General features: G+C 59.3%; 20 protein-coding genes. 7 read left to right on the forward strand and 13 right to left on the reverse strand.

What is annotated here, in order from left to right; all coding sequences use genetic code 11:
* Positions 1 to 8: 8 nt before the first annotated feature.
* Both NWP14_RS15765 and uhpT read left to right on the forward strand, forming a co-directional pair.
* Positions 9 to 1,337: an MFS transporter gene (locus NWP14_RS15765; protein WP_375215629.1), complete on the forward strand. Its 1,329-nt coding sequence runs from the start codon at positions 9 to 11 to the stop codon at positions 1,335 to 1,337.
* A 215-nt stretch (positions 1,338 to 1,552) separates the two neighbouring features.
* Positions 1,553 to 2,944: a hexose-6-phosphate:phosphate antiporter gene (gene uhpT / locus NWP14_RS15770; protein ID WP_331835021.1), complete on the forward strand. Its 1,392-nt coding sequence runs from the start codon at positions 1,553 to 1,555 to the stop codon at positions 2,942 to 2,944.
* A gap of 46 nt (positions 2,945 to 2,990) precedes the next feature.
* Here the strand turns inward: uhpT and NWP14_RS15775 are convergent, their stop codons facing one another.
* Positions 2,991 to 3,914, reverse strand: coding sequence for a LysR family transcriptional regulator (locus NWP14_RS15775; protein ID WP_375215630.1), 924 nt, complete (start codon positions 3,912 to 3,914; stop codon positions 2,991 to 2,993).
* Positions 3,915 to 4,019: 105 nt separating this feature from the next.
* Between NWP14_RS15775 and NWP14_RS15780 the strand changes: the two genes are divergently transcribed.
* From NWP14_RS15780 to nepI, 3 genes are all read left to right on the forward strand, one after another.
* The gene (locus NWP14_RS15780; RefSeq protein ID WP_095102487.1) at positions 4,020 to 4,472 is read left to right on the forward strand and encodes a DUF1198 family protein; all 453 of its coding nucleotides are present in this window, start codon (positions 4,020 to 4,022) and stop codon (positions 4,470 to 4,472) included.
* A 103-nt stretch (positions 4,473 to 4,575) separates the two neighbouring features.
* On the forward strand, positions 4,576 to 5,103 hold the full coding sequence (locus tag NWP14_RS15785) for a polyketide cyclase (RefSeq protein ID WP_095102490.1): 528 nt from the start codon (positions 4,576 to 4,578) through the stop codon (positions 5,101 to 5,103).
* A gap of 259 nt (positions 5,104 to 5,362) precedes the next feature.
* Positions 5,363 to 6,544: a purine ribonucleoside efflux pump NepI gene (gene nepI, locus NWP14_RS15790; RefSeq protein WP_095102493.1), complete on the forward strand. Its 1,182-nt coding sequence runs from the start codon at positions 5,363 to 5,365 to the stop codon at positions 6,542 to 6,544.
* Positions 6,545 to 6,621: 77 nt separating this feature from the next.
* On the opposite strand, the gene NWP14_RS15795 is transcribed toward nepI, so the two are convergent.
* From NWP14_RS15795 to NWP14_RS15810, 4 genes are all read right to left on the reverse strand, one after another.
* Entirely contained in the window at positions 6,622 to 8,001 is a 1,380-nt protein-coding gene (locus NWP14_RS15795; protein WP_375215631.1) for a carbohydrate porin, read from the reverse strand.
* A 92-nt stretch (positions 8,002 to 8,093) separates the two neighbouring features.
* Positions 8,094 to 8,396, reverse strand: a complete 303-nt coding sequence (locus NWP14_RS15800; protein WP_095102499.1) for a PTS lactose/cellobiose transporter subunit IIA — start codon at positions 8,394 to 8,396, stop codon at positions 8,094 to 8,096.
* Positions 8,397 to 8,529: 133 nt separating this feature from the next.
* Positions 8,530 to 9,855: a PTS sugar transporter subunit IIC gene (locus NWP14_RS15805; RefSeq protein ID WP_095102502.1), complete on the reverse strand. Its 1,326-nt coding sequence runs from the start codon at positions 9,853 to 9,855 to the stop codon at positions 8,530 to 8,532.
* Positions 9,856 to 9,866: 11 nt separating this feature from the next.
* Positions 9,867 to 10,181 (reverse strand): PTS sugar transporter subunit IIB, encoded by a 315-nt coding sequence (locus tag NWP14_RS15810; protein WP_041143294.1) that lies wholly within the window; start codon positions 10,179 to 10,181, stop codon positions 9,867 to 9,869.
* Between the two features lie 294 nt (positions 10,182 to 10,475).
* On the opposite strand from NWP14_RS15810, the gene NWP14_RS15815 reads away from it, so the two are divergent.
* Positions 10,476 to 11,417, forward strand: a complete 942-nt coding sequence (locus tag NWP14_RS15815) for a LacI family DNA-binding transcriptional regulator (protein WP_095102504.1) — start codon at positions 10,476 to 10,478, stop codon at positions 11,415 to 11,417.
* Between the two features lie 120 nt (positions 11,418 to 11,537).
* Here NWP14_RS15815 and NWP14_RS15820 read toward each other — a convergent pair whose 3' ends face one another.
* From NWP14_RS15820 to NWP14_RS15855, 8 genes are all read right to left on the reverse strand, one after another.
* The gene (locus NWP14_RS15820) at positions 11,538 to 11,828 is read right to left on the reverse strand and encodes a YicS family protein (protein ID WP_375215632.1); all 291 of its coding nucleotides are present in this window, start codon (positions 11,826 to 11,828) and stop codon (positions 11,538 to 11,540) included.
* A gap of 100 nt (positions 11,829 to 11,928) precedes the next feature.
* Positions 11,929 to 12,831 (reverse strand): carboxylate/amino acid/amine transporter, encoded by a 903-nt coding sequence (locus tag NWP14_RS15825; RefSeq protein ID WP_189339893.1) that lies wholly within the window; start codon positions 12,829 to 12,831, stop codon positions 11,929 to 11,931.
* Between the two features lie 101 nt (positions 12,832 to 12,932).
* Positions 12,933 to 14,366 carry a PTS N-acetylmuramic acid transporter subunit IIBC gene (gene murP, locus NWP14_RS15830; protein ID WP_095102509.1) on the reverse strand — a complete coding sequence of 478 codons (1,434 nt, stop codon included), beginning with the start codon at positions 14,364 to 14,366 and terminating at the stop codon, positions 12,933 to 12,935.
* A 24-nt stretch (positions 14,367 to 14,390) separates the two neighbouring features.
* The gene (gene murQ, locus NWP14_RS15835) at positions 14,391 to 15,293 is read right to left on the reverse strand and encodes an N-acetylmuramic acid 6-phosphate etherase (protein WP_375215633.1); all 903 of its coding nucleotides are present in this window, start codon (positions 15,291 to 15,293) and stop codon (positions 14,391 to 14,393) included.
* A 163-nt stretch (positions 15,294 to 15,456) separates the two neighbouring features.
* Positions 15,457 to 16,620 (reverse strand): multidrug effflux MFS transporter, encoded by a 1,164-nt coding sequence (locus NWP14_RS15840; protein ID WP_375215634.1) that lies wholly within the window; start codon positions 16,618 to 16,620, stop codon positions 15,457 to 15,459.
* A 48-nt stretch (positions 16,621 to 16,668) separates the two neighbouring features.
* Positions 16,669 to 18,033 carry an efflux transporter outer membrane subunit gene (locus NWP14_RS15845; protein WP_375215635.1) on the reverse strand — a complete coding sequence of 455 codons (1,365 nt, stop codon included), beginning with the start codon at positions 18,031 to 18,033 and terminating at the stop codon, positions 16,669 to 16,671.
* Between the two features lie 3 nt (positions 18,034 to 18,036).
* Positions 18,037 to 21,144, reverse strand: a complete 3,108-nt coding sequence (locus tag NWP14_RS15850) for an efflux RND transporter permease subunit (protein WP_375215636.1) — start codon at positions 21,142 to 21,144, stop codon at positions 18,037 to 18,039.
* Positions 21,144 to 22,268 carry an efflux RND transporter periplasmic adaptor subunit gene (locus tag NWP14_RS15855; protein ID WP_375215637.1) on the reverse strand — a complete coding sequence of 375 codons (1,125 nt, stop codon included), beginning with the start codon at positions 22,266 to 22,268 and terminating at the stop codon, positions 21,144 to 21,146. Before NWP14_RS15855 ends, NWP14_RS15850 begins: the two co-directional genes overlap by 1 nt.
* A 377-nt stretch (positions 22,269 to 22,645) precedes the next feature.
* Between NWP14_RS15855 and NWP14_RS15860 the strand changes: the two genes are divergently transcribed.
* Positions 22,646 to 23,062, forward strand: coding sequence for a GNAT family N-acetyltransferase (locus NWP14_RS15860; RefSeq protein ID WP_045853790.1), 417 nt, complete (start codon positions 22,646 to 22,648; stop codon positions 23,060 to 23,062).
* Position 23,063 lies beyond the last annotated feature (1 nt).

A 23,063-nucleotide genomic window follows, 5' to 3' on the forward strand; every position in this document is an offset into this window, starting at 1 on the left:
GAGCGATGATGTTTACCTTTATGAAATCCCCCCCTGACGCCGCGCCGATAGCCGATAAGCAGGCCCTCGACGAACGCTATCGCTACTGGCGGCGCCATATTCTGCTGACCATCTGGCTGGGCTACGCGCTGTTCTACTTCACGCGCAAAAGCTTCAACGCCGCGGTGCCGGAGATTCTCGCCAGCAACGTGCTGACCCGCAGCGATATCGGCCTGCTGGCGACGCTGTTTTACATCACCTACGGGCTGTCTAAATTTTTATCCGGCATCGTCAGCGACCGCTCCAACGCCCGCTACTTTATGGGCCTCGGCCTGATTGCGACCGGCGTGGTCAATATCCTGTTCGGTTTTTCTACTTCACTCTGGGCCTTTGCGCTGCTGTGGGCGCTGAACGCCTTTTTCCAGGGCTGGGGCTCGCCGGTATGCGCCCGTCTGCTGACGGCCTGGTATTCCCGTACCGAGCGCGGTGGCTGGTGGGCGCTGTGGAACACCGCCCATAACGTGGGCGGCGCGCTGATCCCGATGGTCATCGGCGCCGCGGCGCTGCACTACGGCTGGCGCGCCGGGATGATGATTGCCGGGATGCTGGCGATCCTCGCCGGGCTGTTTCTCTGCTGGCGGCTGCGCGACCGGCCGCAGGCGGTGGGGCTGCCCGCGGTAGGCGACTGGCGTCACGATGAGCTGGAGATCGCCCAGCAGCAGGAGGGGCAGGGCCTGACGCGCAGGGAGATCCTCTACAAGTACGTATTAACGAACCCCTATATCTGGCTGCTGTCGCTCTGCTACGTGCTGGTTTACGTGGTGCGGGCGGCGATTAACGACTGGGGCAATCTCTACATGTCGGAGACCCTGGGGGTCAATCTGGTGACCGCCAACTCGGCGGTGACCATGTTTGAGCTGGGCGGGTTTATCGGCGCGCTGGTGGCCGGCTGGGGCTCGGATAAGCTGTTTAACGGCAACCGGGGGCCGATGAACCTGATTTTTGCCGCCGGGATCGTGCTGTCGGTGGGCGGCCTGTGGCTGATGCCGTTTGCCAGCTACGTGATGCAGGCGGCCTGCTTCTTTACCACCGGCTTCTTTGTCTTCGGCCCGCAGATGCTCATCGGCATGGCGGCGGCGGAGTGCTCGCATCGGGACGCGGCGGGCGCGGCAACCGGGTTTGTCGGGCTGTTTGCCTATCTGGGGGCGTCGCTCTCCGGCTGGCCGCTGGCGCAGGTGATGGACGTCTGGCACTGGAGCGGCTTTTTTGTGGTGATTACCATCGCCGCCGGCATTTCGGCGCTGCTGCTGCTGCCATTTTTAAACGCCCAGGCGCCGAGAACCGCCAGCGAAGCGTGATGCACCTCACCTTTTTTCATCAATACGGGAAAAACTAAGAAATTTTCCCGGTATCACCTGGACGCTGTCTCAGGCCAGCCGCATGACCAGTTTTTACAATAGCGGCCATTCAATATCATTTTCCCAAAATAGTTTAAGTTGCAGGAAGGCGGCAAACGAGAGCCGCCAATGCGCCTGGGGCTTGAAGTATGAAAGGAAAACCGGGAGTGTGTCCTATGCTGGCCTTTCTAAACCAGGTGCGCAAGCCGACCCTGGATCTGCCGCTCGACGTGCGGCGCAAGATGTGGTTTAAACCGTTCATGCAGTCCTATCTGGTGGTCTTTATCGGCTACCTGACTATGTACCTGATCCGCAAGAACTTTAACATTGCCCAGAACGACATGATCTCCACCTACGGGTTGAGCATGACCCAGCTGGGGATGATTGGCCTGGGCTTCTCGATCACCTACGGCGTGGGTAAAACGCTGGTTTCCTACTACGCGGATGGTAAGAACACCAAGCAGTTCCTGCCGTTTATGCTGATCCTCTCCGCCATCTGCATGCTCGGCTTCAGCGCCAGCATGGGCGCCGGGTCGACCAGCCTGTTCCTGATGATCGCCTTCTATGCGCTGAGCGGCTTCTTCCAGAGCACCGGCGGCTCGTGCAGCTACTCGACGATTACCAAATGGACGCCGCGACGCAAGCGCGGATCGTACCTCGGGATGTGGAATATCTCCCACAATCTCGGCGGCGCGGGCGCGGCAGGGGTAGCGCTGTTTGGCGCCAACTATCTGTTCGACGGCCACGTCATCGGGATGTTTATCTTCCCGTCGATTATCGCGCTGATCGTAGGTTTTATCGGCCTGCGTTTTGGCAGCGACTCCCCTGAATCCTACGGCCTCGGCAATGCGGAAGAGCTGTTCGGGGAAGAGATCAGCGAAGAAGATAAAGAAACCGAAGATAGCGCGATGACCAAATGGCAGATCTTCGTGGAGTACGTGCTGAAAAACAAAGTCATCTGGCTGCTGTGCTTCTCCAATATTTTCCTCTACGTGGTGCGCATCGGTATCGACCAGTGGTCGACCGTCTACGCTTTCCAGGAGCTTAAGCTGTCAAAAGAGGTGGCGATTCAGGGCTTTACCCTGTTTGAAGTCGGCGCGCTGGTCGGCACCCTGATGTGGGGCTGGCTGTCGGATCTGGCCAACGGTCGCCGGGCGCTGGTAGCCTGCGTCGCGCTGGCGCTGATCATTGCGACTCTCGGCGTTTATCAGCATGCCAGTAATCAGTATGTCTATCTGATGTCGCTGTTTGCCCTCGGCTTTTTAGTCTTTGGCCCGCAGCTGCTGATTGGCGTCGCGGCCGTTGGTTTTGTGCCGAAAAAAGCCATCGGCGCGGCTGACGGCATCAAAGGCACCTTCGCCTATCTGATTGGCGACAGCTTCGCCAAGCTGGGCCTGGGGATGATTGCCGACGGCACGCCGATCTTCGGCCTCACCGGCTGGGCGGGCACCTTTGCCGCGCTGGACGCGGCGGCAATCGGCTGTATCTGCCTGATGGCCATCGTGGCGGTATTTGAAGAACGTAAAATTCGCCGCGAGAAGAAGAAACAAAGTTTGCAGACCGCCTGAGGCATCAGGTATTGGTAACGTTGCCCGGCCTTCCCGCCGGGCTTTTTTATGCCGCAGGGCCAGGGCTTGTTTCAGGCTGGCTCACCTGCCAGAGCAGCTCCCGCAGCCACTGCTGAGCCGGATCGCGATGGTTGCGCTCGTGCCAGGCCATGCTTTTGGTAAACCCCGGGATCGTCAGCGGCGGCGGCACAATGAGCATTCCTGACGCGACCGTCGCCAGCCGGCGCGGCACCACCGCTATCATGTCGCTTACCGCCAGTATTTCCGGGAGCACCAAAAAGCTGCTCACCGATAATCCGACCCGCCGGCTACGGCCGATTGCCGCCAGCGCCTCGTCGGTCACCCCGCGAAAGCTGTCACCCTCCCAGGACACCAGCATATGTTCCAGCGCGCAGAATTGGTCGAGCGTTAGCGGCGCGCCGGCCTGGGGATGGTCGGCGCGCAGCAGACAGACGTACTCTTCGTGGTACAGCGCCCGGCCGTGGAGTTCGGGCGGCGTTGAAGGGGGCGTGAGGAGCGCAATATCAACCTCTCCGCGTTCGGCCTGAGCCAGCAGCGTGGACGGAGACTCCGGAATAATGCGCACGCGGATCCCCGGCGCCAGCGGCTTCAGGGCGGCAATAAACGGCACGATCACCGCTTTCAGCGCATAGTCGGTAGCGGCGATAGTCCAGGTGAAATCGGCGTTAAGCGGTTCGAAAACGGCGGGCTGCAGCAGGGCTTCGGCATCGGTCAGCAGCTGCTTTACCGGCGAAGCCAGCGCCTGCGCGCGCAGGGTCGGGATCATGCCATGCGGAGCGCGGATAAACAGCGGATCGTTAAACGCATCGCGCAGCCGCGTAAGCATGCCGCTCACCGCCGGCTGCGTCAGCGCCAGCCGCTGGGCTGCGCGGGTGACGCTGCGTTCATCGAGCAGCGCATCCAGCGTTTTCAGCAGATTAAGATCGAGGTTTCTGATATCAGATTTCATGATAGCTTTCCGCAGCCGCGATAAGTCACATTATGGTACGCCCGGGAGTCGACAGCGCGCAAATTCCCATTATGATAGTGGGGCTGCGATAGAGTGAGAGGAAGCATGATCTGGTTAGGACTGGCCACGCTGGTGGTAGTATTTGTTGTAGGATTTCGGGTACTTACCTCTGATTCTCGTCGTGCGATTCGTCGTCTGAGCGAACGGCTGGGTATTACTCCCGTCCCGCTGGAATCGATGATCGATCAGCTGGGAAAAACCGCCGGAAGCGAGTACCTGCGCTACCTTGAGCGGCCCAACGAAGCGCATCTGCAAAACGCGGCTCAGGTTCTGCTTATCTGGCAGGTCGGCGTCGTCGATAGCAGCGAGCAGAACCTGCACTACTGGTATCGTTTGATGCAAAAGTCTCGTCTGGCGGCGCCGATTACCGATGCGCAGATCCGCCTGGCGCAGGGGTTTCTCCGCGAGCTGGAGCCGGAGTTGAGCGAAATTATCGCCCTGCAGCAGCGCTATAACGCCCTGTTTTTACCGGAAGATGGCGTTCACTGGCTGCACTGATATCACTATCGGTGATGATGTTTATCCGAAATGGTGATTCGATTTATATCATCCCCCGACGCATCATTGACCTCGTAAAGTCTGTTCACTCACGAGGTTAATGATGCACCAGCCCACCCAACAAAGCGCCATCGTCTGGCCGGAAGCGTATCTGCCGGGAACTACCGACAATTTTGCCTCCAACGAAATCATCGTCAGCGGTTTGACGGCGGCGGAAATCTGGGCCCAGCTCGACGATACGACGCGCTGGCCGACCTACTACAGCAACGTTGCGGATATCCACGTTGATGCCGACAGCGGCCCGCTGCTGAGCGCGAATGCGCGCTTTCGTTTCTCAACCTTCGGCTTTCCGATTGAGGCGCAGATCGTTGAATACGTTCCGCCGGCCGTCGGACAGGCCGCGCGCGTTGCCTGGCACGGCTGGGCGGAGGGCGACGAAACCACGCGTCTTGACGTCATTCATGCCTGGCTGTTCGAGGATTTACCCGGCGGCCGCGTGCGTATCCTGACCCAGGAGTCGCAGAAGGGCGTTCCGGCGCAGACGCTGGCGGCGAGCGTGCCGAATCCGATGATTAACGGACATCAGGAGTGGATTTGCGGCCTGGTAACGGCGGCACGTAAGGCGCGATGACCGATAGCCGCCCGCCGCCGGCGCAGCGGGCGATGCTCCTTGACACCAGCCCCTCTTACCCGTGTTTTGCACGAGGTTGAGTCACTTCCGCGCCAGCCTACCGGGCGTGTTGCCCCGCTTTCCCGTTAGCACGATTTTCCGGTGATACGATCCGCTGCGCAGGTCTTGTAAAGCCTGAAAAGTCGTCAAAACGTTAAATTCGTCACATTTAAAATGGTACACTGCGCGGCTTCCCCGTGTTCAACCATGCAGGTAACTAATGACTCCTTCGAATGCATCCACGTCACACGCCAGCCAGCCAGCGCGGCCAAACTGGTCGGCGGTCTTTGCGGTGGCCTTTTGCGTGGCCTGCCTGATAACCGTTGAGTTCCTGCCGGTGAGCCTGCTGACGCCGATGGCGCAGGATTTAGGTATCTCCGAAGGGATGGCCGGACAGTCGGTCACCACGACCGCATTTGTGGCAATGTTTGCCAGCCTGTTTATTACGTCCATTATCCGCACCACCGATCGCCGCTACGTGGTGATACTGTTTTCTGTGCTGCTGACGCTCTCCTGCCTGCTGGTCTCCTTTGCCAACAGCTTTTGGCTGCTGCTGGTGGGGCGTGCCTGCCTGGGGATGGCGCTAGGGGGATTTTGGGCGATGTCCGCGTCGCTGACGATGCGCCTGGTTCCGACGCGGGTGGTGCCAAAGGCGCTGTCGGTGATCTTCGGGGCGGTGTCGATTGCGCTGGTGATTGCCGCGCCGCTGGGGAGTTTCCTTGGGGGCATTATCGGCTGGCGCAACGTTTTTAACGCGGCGGCGGTGATGGGCGTGCTGTGTACGATTTGGGTGCTGAAGGCGCTGCCTTCGCTGCCTGGCGAAGCGTCGCAGCAACAGCAAAACATGCTGGGCCTGCTGAGGCGTCCCGGCGTGATGGCCGGTATGTGCGCGATTTTCATGGCCTTTGCCGGACAGTTTGCCTTCTTTACCTACATTCGCCCGGTATATATGACCCTCGCGGGCTTTGACGTTGATGGCCTGACGCTGGTGCTGCTGAGCTTTGGTATTGCCAGCTTTGTCGGGACCTCGCTGTCGTCGATGCTCCTGAAACGCTCGGTGAAAACCGCCTTAGCGGTTGCGCCTCTGGCACTGGCGGTCTGCGCGGCGGTGCTGGTGCTGTGGGGGGAAAGCCAGGCCGTGGCCTCCGCGGTGGCGATTATCTGGGGCTTCGCCTTCGCCCTGATCCCGGTGGGCTGGTCAACGTGGATCACCCGTTCGCTGTCAGACCAGGCGGAAAAAGCCGGTTCGATCCAGGTCGCGGTGATTCAGCTGGCGAACACCTGCGGGGCCGCCGTTGGCGGCGTGGCGTTGGACCACCTGGGCCTGCTATCGCCGCTGGTGATCTCGGGCGCCCTGATGCTGCTGACCGGACTGCTGGTCACCACGAAGGTGCGGATATAATCGCTGTCGCCCCGAGGCGCTACGCCGAGCGAACCCGGGCCGGGCATTCACGCCGCGACCCGGGACCGTTTCTGCGCTTAGAACCAGGCCTCGAACATGCCGCCGACGTTCAACGAGTCAAGCTGCTCACTGCTGGTGCCCTTGACCCTGGCGGTATGCTGATTATCCACCTGGCCGCCGGTGACGTAGAAGCGCAGCATCGGCCGGAATTCCGGCCCCATCCCGATAGAGATGTTCTGCGACAGCGTCAGCTTCCAGCCCTTGTTGTCGCCGCTCCGATCGTAGTCAACGCGCTGATAGCCGGCCTCCAGCCAGGTTGAATGCACATCGTTCCAGAAATACATCGGACGGATAATCGCGCCGTAGTTTTTACGGTTATCGGTATTGTCCTTGCCGTTATCGTAATCATGGAAGGCCAGCAGATACTCCACCTGCGCCTGTTGGGTAAACTTGTGGCTGCCCTCAAAGCTGGCGTAAATCGCCGTCAGATCGTCGGTTTTGTTGTATACGCTGTTATCCGAGTTATCTGAATAGCGCAGGATTACTTTGTTGACCCCGCCGTCGTTGGTATGGCTCAGCACCAGGCCGCCCTGCCAGGCATCGAGCTGCGCGTCGTTATCCACCGCTTTTGAATCAAAGCCGTAGTTGGCGTACACCTCAACGTCGATTGGCCCAGCCTTGATATTGTGGATTTTTGACGTCAGCGCATAGTGGCCGTTATCGCCGGTGCCGGAGCCGCCGGTACAGGTGATGCGCGACGGGTTGGATTCATCGGCCATCACCTCCGGGCTGCAGGACTCAACCTGTGAGACCCCCGCCACGTCGAACTGCACGCCGCCGATATCAAAGTTTTTCACCCCGGCGCCCTGGCCGTCGTGGTTCATCCAGAAGTAATCGTTGATCCCCTGTTGCGGCCGCTGGTGGAAGTCGCGACCGGCCCAAATATAGGCGTTAGGGTTTGATTCCAGGACGTTAGTGACGCCGACGTAGGCTTTTTTCAGGTTAACTTCATCGCTCCAGTGGTCGAACATGACGTTAATATCCCAGATAGCGCCCTGGCTGCTCTTAAAGGCCTTGGTTATCTGGAATTCGCCGCCGTTGCCTTCGTTGCCCAGACGGCCGATAGCCGACGCGCCGTTATAGGAGCCGTCGACGCCGACGAACTTCTGATCGCCGGTCTGGAACTGGGCGCCGTAGCGGGCGTAGCCGCTAAACTTGAGGCCGAACGGGATAGCCATATCCGGCGAGGCCGCGGTGGTCTGAGGGTTGGTAATGACGTCCACCTTTTTATCGGCGGCGGCATCGATTTTGGCCTGACGGTCGGCCAGCGCTTTATCAACGGCTTTCGCCACAATGGCGTCTATTTGTTGCTGAGTAAAATCTTGCGCTAATACAGAAACTGGGCACAGCGCGGCAACGACCGCCATTGCTAATGGCAGCATTTTTACATTATTCATAATTATCTCGCGTGTAATAATTTATATATTAAGATAATAACCATCCCGCCCCGGTTAATAGACAGGGAAAGCGGCAGGATGACGGATATATATTAACGTTGGTATAAGTGAATAATTTCCTGTGAAAATTCGCGAGCCAGCAGCGAGCTCATCAGATGGTCCTGAGCGTGAACCATAATCAGCGTCATCGGCTGGCGCGCCTCGCCTGCATCCTGCTCGATCAGCCGGGTCTGCATCTGGTGCGCCCGGCGGGCGTAGCCATCGGCTTCATTAAGGAGCAGTTTGGCTTCATCAATATTACCGTGGCGGGCAGCGTGAAGCGCTTCGAAACATAATGAGCGTGACTGTCCCGCATTCACGATAATTTCCATTACCGCGTCTTCTAATTCGATCATAATATTTCCTGAGGGCATTAACTTTATTATTTAAAGCGTACGGCGAAAATCCCTTTTCCGCATAATTCCTGATGACGGTGTTATTTTTATCGGACGCTCCGGGAAATACCGCTGAGAGCGTATTTCCCGACTATTACTGGCTTACGGTTTCAGCAACCGGAACGGCGCCTTTGGCTTTTTCGACTTCGGTTTTCATTAATGAGCGTTCATAGGCGCGGAGGAATGGCAGGTAAATTACGGCAGACATCACCATGCAAATGACGCACATCACTACCGGGCTCAGGGTCCAGTTGGCGGCCCAGGAGGCGCCGATGGGGGCCGGCGTGGTCCACGGCGTCAGCGAGACCACCTGAGTCAGCCAGCCGAGACGCGTTGCGCCGTAGGCCAGCACCGCGTTGATCATCGGCACGAACACGAACGGGATAAACATCATCGGGTTCATGATAATCGGCGCCCCGAACAGGATCGGCTCATTAATGTTGAAGAAGCTTGGCACGATGCCCATTTTGCCGATAGTCCGCAGGTGCGCCACGCGGCTGCGCAACAGCAGGAAAGCCAGCGGTAGCGTCGAGCCCACGCCGCCAATCAGCAGATAGTGGTCCCAGAAGCCCTGCAGATAAACGTGCGGCAGCGCGGCGCCAGCGGCCAGCGCCGCCTGGTTTGCCGACAGGTTCGCCATCCAGAACGGGTTCATAATCCCGGTCACAATCAGCGAGCCGTGGATCCCGGCGAACCAGAAAATCTGGCACATCAGCACGGAGAGCAGAATCGCCGGCAGGGAATCGGAGGCCGACACCAGCGGTTCCAGCAGATGCATAATCGCCTGCGGCAGGATCATACCGGTCTGCGCTTCGATAAACAGGTTCAGCGGGTGCAGCGTACCGATCACCACCAGCACCGGGATCAGAATTTCGAACGAGCGCGCGACGCCGGTAGGCACCTCTTTGGGCAGGCGAATAGTAATATTATTCCGCTTCAGCCATGCGTAAATACGGGTGGAGTAGATGGCGGTAATTAAAGCGGTGAAGATCCCCTGGCCGGACAGATACTGGGTGGAAATTTTGCCGTCAGCGTAGGGCGCCGCGACCAGCAGGAAGGCCATAAAGGCCAGCAGGCCGGACATCACCGGGTCGAGCTGAAACTGGCGGCCGAGGCTGGCGCCAATGCCGACGGAAATAAAGAAGGTCATGACCCCCATGCTCAGGTTAAACGGCAGCATCAGCTGTTCACGATACTGCTGTGAGAAATCCAGCCAGCCGCGGGCAAAACCGTTGGTGGTGTCGGGTGAAAAAGGAGGAAAGATAAATACCAGCATGAAAGAGCCGATGATCATAAACGGCAATGCGGCAGTGAAGCCATCGCGGATGGCGATAACGTATTTCTGCTGCCCAAGGCGTCCTGCCAGCGGAGTAATAGATTGCTCGATCACGGCAATCATGGACTGATACAGAGAACTCATTTGCACACCTCTTAATGCGCCGCTGCTATCAGCGACAGAGCATAATCCAGGACGTTATCTCCCCGCTGCATTCCGTAGTCCATAGCGTTTATCGGCTGGACCGGAATATTCAGGGAAGCGGCTTTCTCAGATAATGTTTTCAGCATGTATTTTACCTGGGGCCCGAGCAGCACCACCTGGTATTGCGGAAACTGCATGTCAAATTCGGAAACGCCGTAGGCGTCTATCTGCACCGGCAGGTTACGTTCCTTCGCCTCATCGACCATCTTCCTGACCAGCAGACTGGTGGACATCCCCGCAGAGCAGCACAGCATAATCTTGTACATCGGCACTCATCCTCAAAATGTAAAAAGTTATTGCGTGGATGATTTGATATCAGACGGAAACCGGTTTCCATTTATAAAAAACAGAACTGTGATAACCGTCAAGAACTAACGGGGGAAGGGCTGATTAATTAGATTTTGCTCACATAATTCCGTGGTTTCTGCGATGATTTTCCATGAAACGGAAAATCGGTTTCCAAATAAAAAAGGAAACGGATATACTGCCGTTGGTTACTATTGAAGCGATTCAGGTTTTAAGATTTACAGGGATCGGCCCGACCCTGTCAGGGGAGAATGATGTCTACAATCAACGATGTATCACGGCTGGCTGGCGTCTCTAAGGCCACGGTTTCACGCGTATTGAGCGGTTCTCGCGGAGTCAAAGAGGCCAGTCGTCAGGCGGTACTGCAGGCGGCTGAAGAACTCAATTACCGGCCAAATATGATTGCCCAATCATTGTTCAGCCAGAGCACGGGCTGCATCGGGGTGATTTGCGCGCAGGATAATATCAACCAAACCACCAGCTATCTATATGCCCTGGAAAAACAGCTCAGCCAGCATCAAAAGCATCTCCTGCTGCGCTTTGCGAACACCCGCGACGGGGTGATGAACTCGCTCGAAGAGCTCAGCTGCGGCCTGTGCGACGATATCCTGATTATCGGCGCCCGCTTTCCATTGAATATCGACAGGCCGGACGTGGCGCTGATTGACTGCCTCGAGAGCGAAGGGGCAAACAGCATTCAGTTTGACCACGCCTTTGCCGCGGAAACCGCCTGTAACTATTTGATTAGCCAAGGTCGACGCCAGATTGCGCTTATCCATCCCGAGGGGAGCGGCTTTGCCGATCAGGTGCTGCTGGGCTACAAGCATGCGCTGGAGAAAAACTTCCTGCCGTTTAATCGTAACCTGGTGTTCCTCGACAGCACTTCGCCTTCGGTGGCGGTGCAGGAGCTGGTGAGCAACGCGACGACGTTGAATTTCAATGCGCTGCTGGTTGCGGATGAGCAGCAGGCGCAGCGGGTTGTCCCGCAGCTGCAGGCGTTCAGTCGCGCGGTGCCGGAAAAAGTGATGGTTTTTAGCCTGGCGGGATCGTTACAGCTGCCCGGTATTCCGACCATACCGGCGATTGAGTATTCGATGGATGTGATGGCGATGCGGATCGTCAACTGGCTGACGGAAAAGACGCAAATGCTCGGTGGCAGCATGCTGCGTGGGGATCTTATTATTCCGAAAATCTGAGGTGGCCTGCGCGCGGGCGCATAAAGCGGCGATTAACACCAAAAATACCTGCCAGCGGCGTAACTGACAGGTATCTTCCTTCGCGCGGCGGGCAGCCTGCTGGGCGCGTCGCGAGCGCGATCACTTCGCCGGGCAGGTAATTTTGTCGATCGCCGCCCGGTAGTTCTGCTGGTTATTACGCTCTTTCGCCAGGGTTGCCTCGCGGACGTAGGTTTGATTCTCTTTTGAGGCGAGCACCTGATTGGCAAAGTCGTTATCGCTTATGGTTGCCGCTGGGGCGCATTTTTCCTTCACCGCTTTTAATACCCGCTGTTTTTGCTGCTCGAACTGCAGGCTTTGTAGCGGCGATTCGGCCCGCGCGGCCGTGGCGCTGAGGGCGCTGACCAGGCACAACATCCAACACGCTTTCATGGCGCTTCTCCTTAAAGGGTGATACCAAACTATATGCATAGCGTGGAAAACACGCAAATCATCCAGACTTTAAATTGTTTAAAATCAGTAGATTGCTTTTCTATGCCGCCCGAACCCGCCGCCGTGAATCCACGGCTATCAGCACGACCGACGACAGGATCAGCAGCGTGCCGAGCCAGTCCGGCAGCGTAAAGGTGATGCCCAGCAGCAGCAGCGAGAGCAGGGCGCTGCTCAGCGGCTCGGCGCAGCTGAGAATGCCCGCTTTCGCGCCGCCAATCATCTGCGCGCCGTTCAGATAAAGGCTGAAGGTCAGCGAAGTGCCGATCACCACCAGATAGAAGAAGGCCAGCAGCAGGCGGCCGTTGACCACAAAGTTGCTGCCCTGACCGCCGTAGAACGGCAGCAGCATCGCCCCGCCGAGCAGCATGCTCCAGCCGACGATCGGCAGGGTGCCGTAGCGGGCGATAAGCGTTGACGGATAGGTGGTGTAGAAGGCGGCGGCAAAGGCCGAAGCCACCCCCCAGAATAGCGCCGCGGGTGAAATGGACAGCGTTGTCGGATTGCCGTGGGTCACCAGCAGAAATGTGCCGACCAGCGAAGTGCCGATTGCCGCCAGCACCAGCGGGCGAGGGCGCGTTTTGCGGGCCAGCGCGAACCAGGCGACGATAATCGTCGGCGACAGGAACTGCAGCACCGTCGCGGTAGCGGCGTTTGATTTTTCGATGGTCATCAGGAAGGTGTACTGTACGGTCAGCGCCCCAAACAGCGAGAAAATCAGCAGGCTGATGGCATCCTTGCGGTTCTGCAGGACGCGGAAAATTTTATCGCCGTGGACGAAAGAGAGCATCAGCAGAATCAGGCCGGCGAACAGCAGGCGCGTCATGGTCAGAAACGGCGATGACATCTGGCTTTGCTGCATAATGTACTGCGCGCAGACGCCGGAACTACCCCATAGCACGGCGGCTATGAGTACATTTAGCATCCCTTTTTTACTGGAGCCCATCTTTCCCTCAGGTGGTATATCGCGAAAAGGGAATCATAGCATGGGCGCGTTCGGACGGCGGGGAAGGAAATGGTAGTCGCCGTCCGGATAAGCGCTGCGCCTTAACTCAAATCGACGTTTTTACTGCCGAACAGCCAGGTTAGCGCAAAGCCGCACAGCCAGGACACGACCAGTCCCGCCGCGTAGACCGCCATCCCGGCGTAAATTCCGCTGCCGGAGGTCATCAGCGGCAGCGCCACCACGCCGGACGGACCGAAGACCGTATTCAGCCCTATCGGCAGGCCTAGCCACGCGATCAGGCCGAGGAAGAAGCCGCCGCAGGCGCCGCCCATGCAGGCGGTGATAAACGGCTTCATTCGCGGCAGGGTGACGCCATAAATCAGCGGTTCGCCGATGCCGAGAAAGCCGGGGATAATCGCCCCTTTGATCTGGGTGCGCAGCAGAGAGCCGTGCTTCGCCCGCCAGTACAGGGCCAGCGCCGCGCCCACCTGCCCGGCGCCGGCCATCGCCAGAATCGGGAACAGCGAGTTAAAGCCCTGCGCATCCACCAGCGCGAAATAGACCGGGACAAAGCCCTGATGGACGCCAAACATCACCGCCAGCAGGAACAGCCCCGCCAGCACCGCGGAGCCGAACGGGTTACCGTTGAGGTGCAGGAACAGCCACGACATTCCGGTAAACAGCCAGCCGCCAATCGGCATGATCACCGTAAAGGTGACCGCGCCCATAATCAGCAGCGTGACCGCCGAGGTAAGGATCATATCAAGGTTGGCCGGCATGATACGCCGCACCTGTTTTTCCACCCATGCGCCGATAATCGAGGCGATCAGGACGCCGATAATATTGCCGCGCGGGTCGATGCCGTGGCCGAAGAAGGTGGTGATCCCGGCGTAAAATCCGCTGGTCGCTTCGGGGTTGTAGCCGAGGACGAACAGCGAGGCGATAATCGCCCCGTTGACCCCGGATCCGCCAAACGCCTTCTGGGCGTTATAACCGATTAAGATGCTCAGGAAGGTAAACATCCCTTTGCTGAATATCTTCATATAGCCGATCAGCGCCACCAGGCTGGCGTTAGGGTGCGCACTCTCCAGGACGAAGATTTGCTCTGCCAGGGTGGCGAAGCCGAGCAGCAGGCCGACGGCGATAAAGCCGGGGATCAGCGGCGTAAAAATAGTGGCGAATTTGGCGAGAAACTTCTGCACCCCGCTGGTTTGCTTGCTCTTCAGCGCCTGTTTCTTCTCGGCGGCGGCATCGGCCAGCGACGGGGCGCCCTGCGGCGCATCCTCCAGCATGGCGTTCATCATTTCCGCCGCGGTTTGCGCTTTTCCCGGGCCAAGTACGACCTGGAACTGCTCATCGCTGACGATAACCCCCATCACGCCTTCAACCTGACGGATTGCGGCGCTATCGGCCAGCGCTTCGTCGCGCAGCGTCAGGCGCAGGCGGGTCATGCAGTTACCGGCCTGCGCCACGTTTCCGGCTCCGCCGACGTGGGCAAGGATCCGCGCTATCATCTCTTTATTTATTTTTGCCATTGCAGGTTACCTGTCTGTTGGCGCTCAGGCGTTGCCCAGCGCTTTGCGGATATAGCCGCTATTTTTGGCCAGCAGCGACTGCGCTTCTTCGGCGCTAAGATCGGCAAGCACCATCACAATTGCCGTTTTGCAGTGACGACCGCAGGCGTCCAGCGCGCGCTGGGCGGCGGGGCGATCGCAATCGGTCGCTTCCATAACGATGGAGACCTGACGCTCGATAAGCTTCGCGTTGGTGGCTTCAACGTCAACCATCAGGTTGCTGTAAACCTTCCCGACGCGGATCATTGCCCCGGTCGAAATCATATTCAGCACCAGCTTTTGCGCGGTGCCGGCTTTCAGGCGGGTCGAACCGGTCACTACTTCCGGGCCGACGACCGGAGTGATGGCGACGTCCGCCAGCCGGGCCATCTCGCCGTGCGGATTGCAGCTGACGATGGCGACAAACGCGTTCTGGCTATGGGCATACTCCATCGCGCCGATGACGTACGGCGTCCGCCCGCTGGCGGCGAGGCCAACCAGCACGTCGCGGTTGCTGAAATTGAGGTTCTGCAGGTCCATTGCGCCCTGCGCTTTATTGTCTTCGACGTTTTCCACCGCGCTAAGAATGGCTTTATGCCCGCCGGCGATAACCCCTACGACCTGCTCCGGACGCGTGCCGAAGGTTGGCGGACATTCGCTGGCGTCGAGGATCCCCAGACGACCGGAGGTGCCTGCACCGATGTAAATCAGGCGCCCGCCCGCCTGCAGCGCCGCGGCGACCTTGTCGACAACCTGAGCGATCTGCGGCAAATAGGGGGTAATTGCCTCGGCCACCAGCCGATCTTCCTGGTTAATCACCGTCAGCATCTCAACGGTAGACAGGGTGTCAATATTGGCGCTATTCGCGTTGCGCCGCTCGGTCAGCAGTTTGCTCAGGTCGATACTCATAACAAAACCTCATTATTCACAATGGCAGGTATTCTAAGGAATTAATTATTCCATTCATGTGAAGGTTATCACGATTAGCGTACGGCAGATAATAAGATATTTGTAGATATGGCGGGGGATTGTGCGGTAATAAAAATGGAATATTTTATTACCGCAGGGTGGGCTAGCGTACCGCTGCGGGCTTTTTCAGGCTCAACAGCAGGGCCAGAGAATAGCTTATCGCCATTGCCAGGCTCATTTTCAGCATAGTTTCACCGCCGAGTCCGGCGAGCGGAGCGGCGATGCCGCCAAAGACGAACATCAGCGTACCTAACAGCGCGGACGCGGTGCCCGACTGTCCGGCATCAACGGCATTCATCGCTTCGGCCCCGGCCACGGTGCTGATGCCGCTCATAAACGACACGGTGAAAAACAGGCCGATCAACGCCGGCAACGGCAGCCGCAGCCAGGCGAACAGCAGCATGCCGGCGGCGCACAGCACTGCCAGCATTAGCCCCGTGCGCAGCAGAGATTCTGCCGAAAAGCGGCGCGTCAGGCGGGAGAAGATAAGCGCGGCAATAATCAGCCCGATCCCGTTCAGGCCGAACAGCAGGCTGAACTGCATGGCGCTCATGGCAAATTCGCTCTGCATCACGAAGGACGACGAGCCGATATAGGAGAACAGGCCGGCCATCATAAAGGCCTGAATCAGGCAGTAGCGCATAAAGCGGCGATTTTTCAGCACCGGCGAGCCGCTCGCTTTATGCGAGGCTGCGGCGCCTTTTGGCGGCAGGGTTTCGTGGAGGATCGCCAGGCTTAACAGCAGCAGTACGCCGCCGATCGCCGCCATCGCCCAGAACAGCACGCGCCAGTCGAAGGCGGTGATAATGTAGCCGCCAAGCACCGGCGACAGAACCGGAGCAATGCCGTTGACGGTCATCAGCAGGGCAAAGAACTGGGTCAGCAGCGCGCCCTGATAGCGATCGCGGGCAATCGAGCGCGACAGCACCGAGCCGCCCGCACCGGCGAAGCCCTGCAAAAAGCGCCATACAATCAGCAGATGGATATCCTGCGTCAGGGCGCACATGACCGAGGAGACGATAAACAGCAGCAGCGAGAGAATCAGCGGCTTACGGCGGCCGATGCGGTCGCTTAGCGGGCCAAAAAACAGCTGGCCGAGACCCAACCCGAGCAGCGCGGCGGTCAGCGAGAGCTGGGTTTGCGTGCTGGTCGCATTCAGCTGGCGGGTGATATCCGGCAGCGCCGGTAGATAGAAGTCGGTACAGAGCGGGCCGATGCCCGAGAGCAGCCCGAGAATAATGACCCATGAAAGAGAAATACGCGGCATATCAGGTCCTTATGAAGATGCCGGGCGCGGCGGCCCGGCTTGAGCAGATCAGCTGGCACCGCCTCCCAGCGATTGCCAGAGCGTAATGCGGTTTTGCAGATCGGTTTGCTGGAGGGTAATCAGCGTGGCCTGCGCCGACCACAGCGTACGCTGAGCGGTAAGCACCGACAGATAGTTGCCGATCCCTGCCTGATAGCTGCGGGTGGCGATATCCAGCGATTTCTGCTCGGCGGCGACGTACTGCTGCTGGGCATCCAGCTGCTCGCCCAGCGTTTCCCGGCGCGCCAGCGCGTCGGCGACATCTTTGAAAGCGCTCTGAATACTTTTCTCGTAGGTGGCGATCAGCCCCTTTTTCTCCGCTTCGGCATAGCGAAGCTGCGCCAGGTTGCTGCCGCCGGTAAACAGCGGCAGGCTGATTGATGGCGCGAACGACCACACCTGCATCCCGTGACTGAACAGCGAAGAGAGAGAATCGCTGCCGACCCCGGCGCTGGCGGTTAGCGAAATGCTCGGGAAGAAGTTGGCGCGCGCGGCGCCGATATCGGCGTTGGCGCTCTTGAGGTTATGCTCCGCCTCCTGAATATCCGGGCGGCGCAGCAGGACCGACGAAGAGACGCCGGCGGGGATCAGGGCGATGCTGTTGTCGCTGAGGCTTTGCAGCGTGCCGGGCAGCAGGCTCTCAGGGACGGTTTCACCGGCCAGCAGGTTGAGCGCGTTTTTATCCTGCGCGACCTGGGTACGATAGCTGGCGACGCTGGCGCGCGCCTGCTGGTAGACGCCTTCTGCATCGCTCAGATCGCTGGCCGAAGCGGTACCGACCGCCATCTGGCGGGCGACGATTTTGCGCGAGTTTTCGGCGCTGGTCATCGTTTCTTCGGCCAGCGCCAGGCTGCTGTTATCCGCCGCGAGAGTGATCCAGGCGGTGGTCAGGTCGGCGATCATCGTCAGACGCGTATTCTGGGCGGTGAATTCGCTGGCGAGCCAGGTTTCCCGCGCCGCGCGCGTCAGGCTCTGGTTCTTGCCGAACAGGTCCAGCTCGAAGCTGGAGACCGTACCGTCGGCCTCCGATGATGAGGTGAGGCCGCTGGCCACCGTTTTGCTGCGGGTATGGCTCAGCTCGGCGTCAACGGTGGGGAACAACGCCGCGCGGGTTTCGCCAAACTGGGCGCGCGCGGCCTCGATATCGGCCAGCGCTTTTTGCACATCGCGGTTGCTGTTCAGCGCGATGGTCACCACTTTTTTGAGCCGCGCGTCGTTCACCACCTGCTGCCACTGGCTGACGACCGTCGTCGCTTCGCCGTGGGCGCCGGGCAGCGTGGAGGGGACCGGCGCCGCCGGGCGCTCATAGTGTGGGTCAAGCGAGACGCAGCCTGCGCTCAGGAGCGCGATAAAAACGAAAGTAAAACGAAACATAACCTACTCCTGAGAAGGACGCTGGCGGGTGAAGAACCGTTTCACCAGCACAAAGAACAGGGGAACGAAGAAGACAGCCAGCAGCGTGGCGGTCAGCGTGCCGCCGATGATCCCGCTGCCGATCGCCACGCGACTGTTGGCCCCCGCGCCGGTCGCCACCGCCAGCGGCAGCACCCCGGCGATAAACGCCAGTGAAGTCATCACGATAGGGCGCAAACGGGTTTGCGCGGCGCGTATGGCCGCCCGCGAAAGCGAATAGCCTTCATCCACCGCCGATTCGGCAAACTCAACGATCAGAATGGCGTTCTTCGACGACAGGCCGATGGTGGTCAACAGCGCAACCTGGAAGTAGACGTCGTTATTCAGATCGCGTAGCCAGGCCGCCAGCGCCGCGCCGATCAGGCCGAGCGGGATCACCATGATGACCGAGAACGGTACCGACCAGCTCTCATACAGCGCCGCGAGGCACAGGAACACCACCAGAATTGAGATGGCGTACAGGCTCATGGCCTGGCCGCTGGCCAGTTTTTCCTGCAGCGACATGCCGCTCCATGCCCAGGTGGTGCCCGCCGGCAGGCTGTTGGCCAGGGCTTCCATCTTGTCCATCGCCGCGCCGGAGCTGAAGCCGGCGGCGTTTTCGCCCTGGATTTCAAATGCGGCGGAACCGTTGTAGCGCACCAGGCTTTCCGGACCGTACTGCCAGCGCGTGGTGGCGAAGGCGGAGAATGGCGTCATGCCGTCATCGCTGCCGCGCACGAACCATTTCCCGAGATCGGCGGGGACGGCGCGAGAATCGCTATCGCCCTGGATATAGACCTTTTTCACCCGCCCGCGATCGATAAAGTCGTTGACGTAGGTGCCGCCCCAGGCGCTGGAGAGGGTGTCGGTGACGTCGCTCAACGATAGCCCCAGCGCCACCGCTTTGTTGTTGTCGATATCCACCTGCAGCTGCGGCATCTGCGGCAGGTCGTTGGCGCGCACCGACTGCAGCTGCGGGCTCTGATTGGCCGCCGCCAGCAGCTGGCTGCGCATTTTCATCAGGCTGTCGCGATCGGTGCCGCCGCTGGCCAGCAGCTCAAAGGTAAAGCCGTTGCTCTGCCCGAGGCCGTCCACCGAAGGGGGCGTCATCGCAAACAGCGAGGCGTCGCGGATGCTGCCGAGCTCTTTGGTGGCGCGCAGGGCAATGGCCTGCGCGGTGTTGGCTTCGCCCTTGCGCTGGGACCAGTTTTTCAACGACACAAAAGCCATCCCGGCGTTCTGTCCGCTGCCGCTGAAGCTGAAACCGTCGACGGTAAAGATAGCGCTGGTATTGGCCTTCTCTTTGGTCAGGAACCAGTCGGTTACCTGGCGGCGAACCTCGGCGGTGCGCACGGCGGTCGCGCCTGCCGGCAGGGTGTACTGAACCATGATTTCGCCCTGGTCCTCCGCCGGCAGGAAGCTGCCCGGCAGCTTCCACATCGCCAGCGCCATGACGGAGCAAATCAAGGCGAAGGCGCCCATCATCGTCGCCGAGCGGCGCAGGCCGCCCAGCACGCGGTGTTGATAGCCCTGTTCCGTGCGCCCCCACAGGCGGTTGAACGCCCCGAAGAAGCCGGTGGTATGGGGCTTCGAGTGGCTAAGCAGCGCGCCGCACAGCGCCGGGGTTAAGGTCAGCGCCACCACCACGGAGAGCATCATCGCCGAGATGATGGTGACCGAGAACTGGCGATAGATAACGCCGGTTGAGCCGCCGAAGAAGGCCATCGGCAGGAACACCGCCGACAGCACCAGGGCAATGGCGATCAGCGCCCCGGAAATTTCGCCCATCGACTTCTCGGTGGCTTCACGGGCGGACAGCCCCTCATCGCGCATAATTCGCTCGACGTTTTCCACCACCACGATGGCGTCATCCACCAGCAGGCCGATCGCCAGCACCATCGCAAACAGCGTCAGGGTATTGATAGAGTAGCCAAACAGCGCCAGCACGCCGAAGGTGCCAAGCAGCACCACCGGAACCGCCACCGCCGGGATCAGCGTAGCGCGGAAGTTCTGCAGGAACAGATACATCACGCAGACCACCAGCGCGATGGCTTCAAACAGCGTTTGAATCACATCCTCAACCGATATTTTAATAAACTCGGTGCTGTCCTTCGGATAGGCGATATCGTAGCCCTGCGGCATCTGGCGCTGATACTCGGCAATCTTATCCTTCACGCGCGTCGCGGTATCCAGCGCGTTGGCGCCCGGCGCCATCATGACGGCGATGCCGGCGGCAGGGTGGCCGTTGAGGTTCGCCGAAGCGGTGTAATCTTCGCTGCCCATTTCAACCCGGGCGACGTCGCTCAGGCGGACGACCGAGCCGTCGGTCTTGCTCTTCACAATGATGTTTTTGAACTGATCGACGGTTTGCAGGCGCGACTGAGCGCGCACGGTGGCGGTAAGCTGCTGGGCGTTAGAGGACGGCAGCGCGCCGATTTTACCCGCCGAGATCTGCACGTTCTGCGCTTCGATTGCCGTTTCGACATCGGAAGGCATCAGCGCATAGGAGGCCAGCTTTGTCGGGTCCATCCAGATGCGCATCGCATATTCAGCGCCAAATACCTGCAGGCTGCCGACGCCTTCGACGCGCGCCAGCGGGTCCTGCATGTTACTCACCAGCCAGTCGGCGATATCGGAGCTGGTGGCCTTGTCGGTTTTATCGTACACCGCGAGGATCAGCAGGAAGCTGCTCTGCGATTTCACCACCGTCACGCCGGACTGCTGCACTTCGCTGGGCAGCCGCGATTCGGCCTGCTGGACCTTGTTTTGCACCTGCACCTGCGCGGTGTCCGGATCGGTCCCCTGCTCGAAGGTCACGTTAATGCTGACCGAGCCGTCGGAGCTGCTGGTGGAGCTGAAGTAGAGCAGGTTATCCAGCCCGGTAAGCTGTTGTTCGATAACCTGGGTCACGCTGTTTTCCAGGGTTTCGGCAGAGGCGCCGGTGTAGGTGGCGGAAATTTTCACCGACGGCGGGGCGACGTCCGGGTACTGGGCGACCGGCAGCGTGCGGATGGCGAGGATCCCGGCGAGCATAATCAGGATGGCGATGACCCAGGCGAACACCGGGCGCCGGACGAAGAAGCGGGAGAACATCAGGCGTTGCCTCCGCTGTTTTTCATTTCAACGGCTTTAACTTGCTGCCCGGCGGCAACCTTGCTGGTTCCTTCAACGATCAGCCTGTCTCCGCTCTTCAGGCCGCTCTCTACCAGCCATTTATCGCCGTAGGCTTCGCCGGTTTCGACGTCACGCTGGGCGACTTTGCCGTTGGCGTCGACCACCAGCGCGGTGGCGTTACCTTTGGCGTCGCGGGTGATGCCCTGCTGCGGGGCGAGGATCGCATCGTCCATTACGCCTTCATCGACGCGGGCGCGTACGAACATTCCCGGCAGCAGGACGTGCTGTGGGTTGGGGAACACCGCGCGCAGCGTGACCGAGCCGGTTGATTCGTCCACCGCCACTTCGGTCAGCGCCAGGCGGCCCTTCTCGCTATAGGTGCTGCCGTCTTCGAGGCTCAGGGTGACGCTAAGGGTATCGGCGTTGGTTGCCAGCGTTTGCCGGCGTAAGCGCAGCAGATCAACGCTCGATCGCGTGAGATCGACGTAAATCGTCTCCAGCCCGCGGATCGTCGCCAGGGCCGTATCCTGATCGGCAGAGACCAGCGCTCCTGGGGTTACGGAGGAGATGCCAATCCGTCCGGCAATCGGCGCGCTGACGGTGGTCCAGTTCAGGTTGATGCGGGCGCTCTCCAGCGCGGCCTTTTTCGACTCGACGCTGGCCTTGTCCTGGTTACAGGTAGACTGCGCGTCATCGGCATCCTGCAGCGAAACGCCGTTGTCTTTTACCAGTTGCGTATAGCGCCGGGCTTTCTGGCAGTCGGCAACCGTCAGCGATTGCGCCTGTTTCAGGGCGGCCGCGGCTTCGTTATAGGCGGCGCGATAGCTGGCCGGGTCAATTTGATACAGCGCCTGTCCCGCTTTCACCATATCGCCTTCGGTAAACAGGCGCTTTTGAACGATCCCGCCCACCTGCGGGCGCACTTCGGCGCTGAGCGACGCGGTGGTGCGGCCGGTCAGTTCGCTGATAACGGAAACGGACTGACCTTTCAGGGTGACAACGCCGACTTCCGGCGTCATTTGCGGCGGGGCAGATGTTTGCGAATTATCGCATCCGGCCACCAGAAATAATGCTATTGCGATGGGTATGATGGTGTATTTCATTATATTTTCTCAGGATAAACGACGTCCGCCCCGCTAATTAAATAGTGAGGTGATGGGTTGGGCGCTGAGGCATCTTCGGGTAAACGAAAATGACAAAAAAGGAACTCAGGCGTTCCTGTATGTTGTTATTCGACGATGGCCGGCGGAGCGGTCATTCTTTGGCTTCTCTGCGGCAGAGATGGCTTCCCTCCTGGCCTTTCTGGTGAGAATGATCATTCTCGTTTTTGCTCATTATACGTCTCAACCGGGTAATGAAAAGGTTTTTTTGTCTAAATTTGAATCGTGAAAATTAAGGCAAAAAATAATGGAGGAAATAAGAATTTTTTGTGAAAGTAAGAACCAATAATACTCTTACATAATTTAATCTGGAGGCATTAATGGCTTTAATAATGACAACCAGCATTAATCCCGCGGATCGTGATGAGCTGCTGGCGGGTCTACGGGAATACAACCTGCGCTACCTGGACCCGACGCAGTTTGGTGAACTGGGGATCTATCTCCGCGATCGGGCGGGGGAGATGCAGGGCGGTCTGATCGCCAAAAGAAAGGCGAACTGGCTGTGTATTGAGTACCTGTGGGTCAGCGAAGCCTCGCGCGGTAGCGGGCTGGGCGGCGAGCTGATGCGTGCGGCGGAAAAGCAGGCGCGCGAAGAGGGGTGTAACCACGTGCTGGTGGACACCTTCAGCTTCCAGGCCCTGCCGTTTTATCAAAAACAGGGCTACCGGCTGCAGATGTCGCTGCCTGATTTCCCGCACCCTGGCATGGAACGTCATTATCTCTCGAAGGCGCTATAAG

It is taken from the genome of Klebsiella sp. C349492, assembly GCF_042055345.1.
In the GTDB taxonomy this organism is placed as follows: domain Bacteria; phylum Pseudomonadota; class Gammaproteobacteria; order Enterobacterales; family Enterobacteriaceae; genus Klebsiella; species Klebsiella scottii.

Bases quoted from the DNA above. Each gene is read 5' to 3' on its own strand.
- NWP14_RS15855 (WP_375215637.1), bottom strand. From the start codon at position 22,268: ATGAAATACACCATCATACCCATCGCAATAGCATTATTTCTGGTGGCC.
- NWP14_RS15825 (WP_189339893.1), bottom strand. From the start codon at position 12,831: ATGGGCTCCAGTAAAAAAGGGATGCTAAATGTACTCATAGCCGCCGTG.
- NWP14_RS15795 (WP_375215631.1), bottom strand. From the start codon at position 8,001: ATGAATAATGTAAAAATGCTGCCATTAGCAATGGCGGTCGTTGCCGCG.
- murP (WP_095102509.1), bottom strand. From the start codon at position 14,366: ATGGCAAAAATAAATAAAGAGATGATAGCGCGGATCCTTGCCCACGTC.
- murQ (WP_375215633.1), bottom strand. From the start codon at position 15,293: ATGAGTATCGACCTGAGCAAACTGCTGACCGAGCGGCGCAACGCGAAT.
- NWP14_RS15800 (WP_095102499.1), bottom strand. From the start codon at position 8,396: ATGATCGAATTAGAAGACGCGGTAATGGAAATTATCGTGAATGCGGGA.
- NWP14_RS15840 (WP_375215634.1), bottom strand. From the start codon at position 16,620: ATGCCGCGTATTTCTCTTTCATGGGTCATTATTCTCGGGCTGCTCTCG.
- NWP14_RS15860 (WP_045853790.1), top strand. From the start codon at position 22,646: ATGGCTTTAATAATGACAACCAGCATTAATCCCGCGGATCGTGATGAG.
- NWP14_RS15815 (WP_095102504.1), top strand. From the start codon at position 10,476: ATGTCTACAATCAACGATGTATCACGGCTGGCTGGCGTCTCTAAGGCC.
- NWP14_RS15775 (WP_375215630.1), bottom strand. From the start codon at position 3,914: ATGAAATCTGATATCAGAAACCTCGATCTTAATCTGCTGAAAACGCTG.
- NWP14_RS15780 (WP_095102487.1), top strand. From the start codon at position 4,020: ATGATCTGGTTAGGACTGGCCACGCTGGTGGTAGTATTTGTTGTAGGA.
- NWP14_RS15845 (WP_375215635.1), bottom strand. From the start codon at position 18,033: ATGTTTCGTTTTACTTTCGTTTTTATCGCGCTCCTGAGCGCAGGCTGC.
- NWP14_RS15810 (WP_041143294.1), bottom strand. From the start codon at position 10,181: ATGTACAAGATTATGCTGTGCTGCTCTGCGGGGATGTCCACCAGTCTG.
- NWP14_RS15785 (WP_095102490.1), top strand. From the start codon at position 4,576: ATGCACCAGCCCACCCAACAAAGCGCCATCGTCTGGCCGGAAGCGTAT.
- uhpT (WP_331835021.1), top strand. From the start codon at position 1,553: ATGCTGGCCTTTCTAAACCAGGTGCGCAAGCCGACCCTGGATCTGCCG.
- NWP14_RS15765 (WP_375215629.1), top strand. From the start codon at position 9: ATGTTTACCTTTATGAAATCCCCCCCTGACGCCGCGCCGATAGCCGAT.
- NWP14_RS15805 (WP_095102502.1), bottom strand. From the start codon at position 9,855: ATGAGTTCTCTGTATCAGTCCATGATTGCCGTGATCGAGCAATCTATT.
- nepI (WP_095102493.1), top strand. From the start codon at position 5,363: ATGACTCCTTCGAATGCATCCACGTCACACGCCAGCCAGCCAGCGCGG.
- NWP14_RS15820 (WP_375215632.1), bottom strand. From the start codon at position 11,828: ATGAAAGCGTGTTGGATGTTGTGCCTGGTCAGCGCCCTCAGCGCCACG.
- NWP14_RS15850 (WP_375215636.1), bottom strand. From the start codon at position 21,144: ATGTTCTCCCGCTTCTTCGTCCGGCGCCCGGTGTTCGCCTGGGTCATC.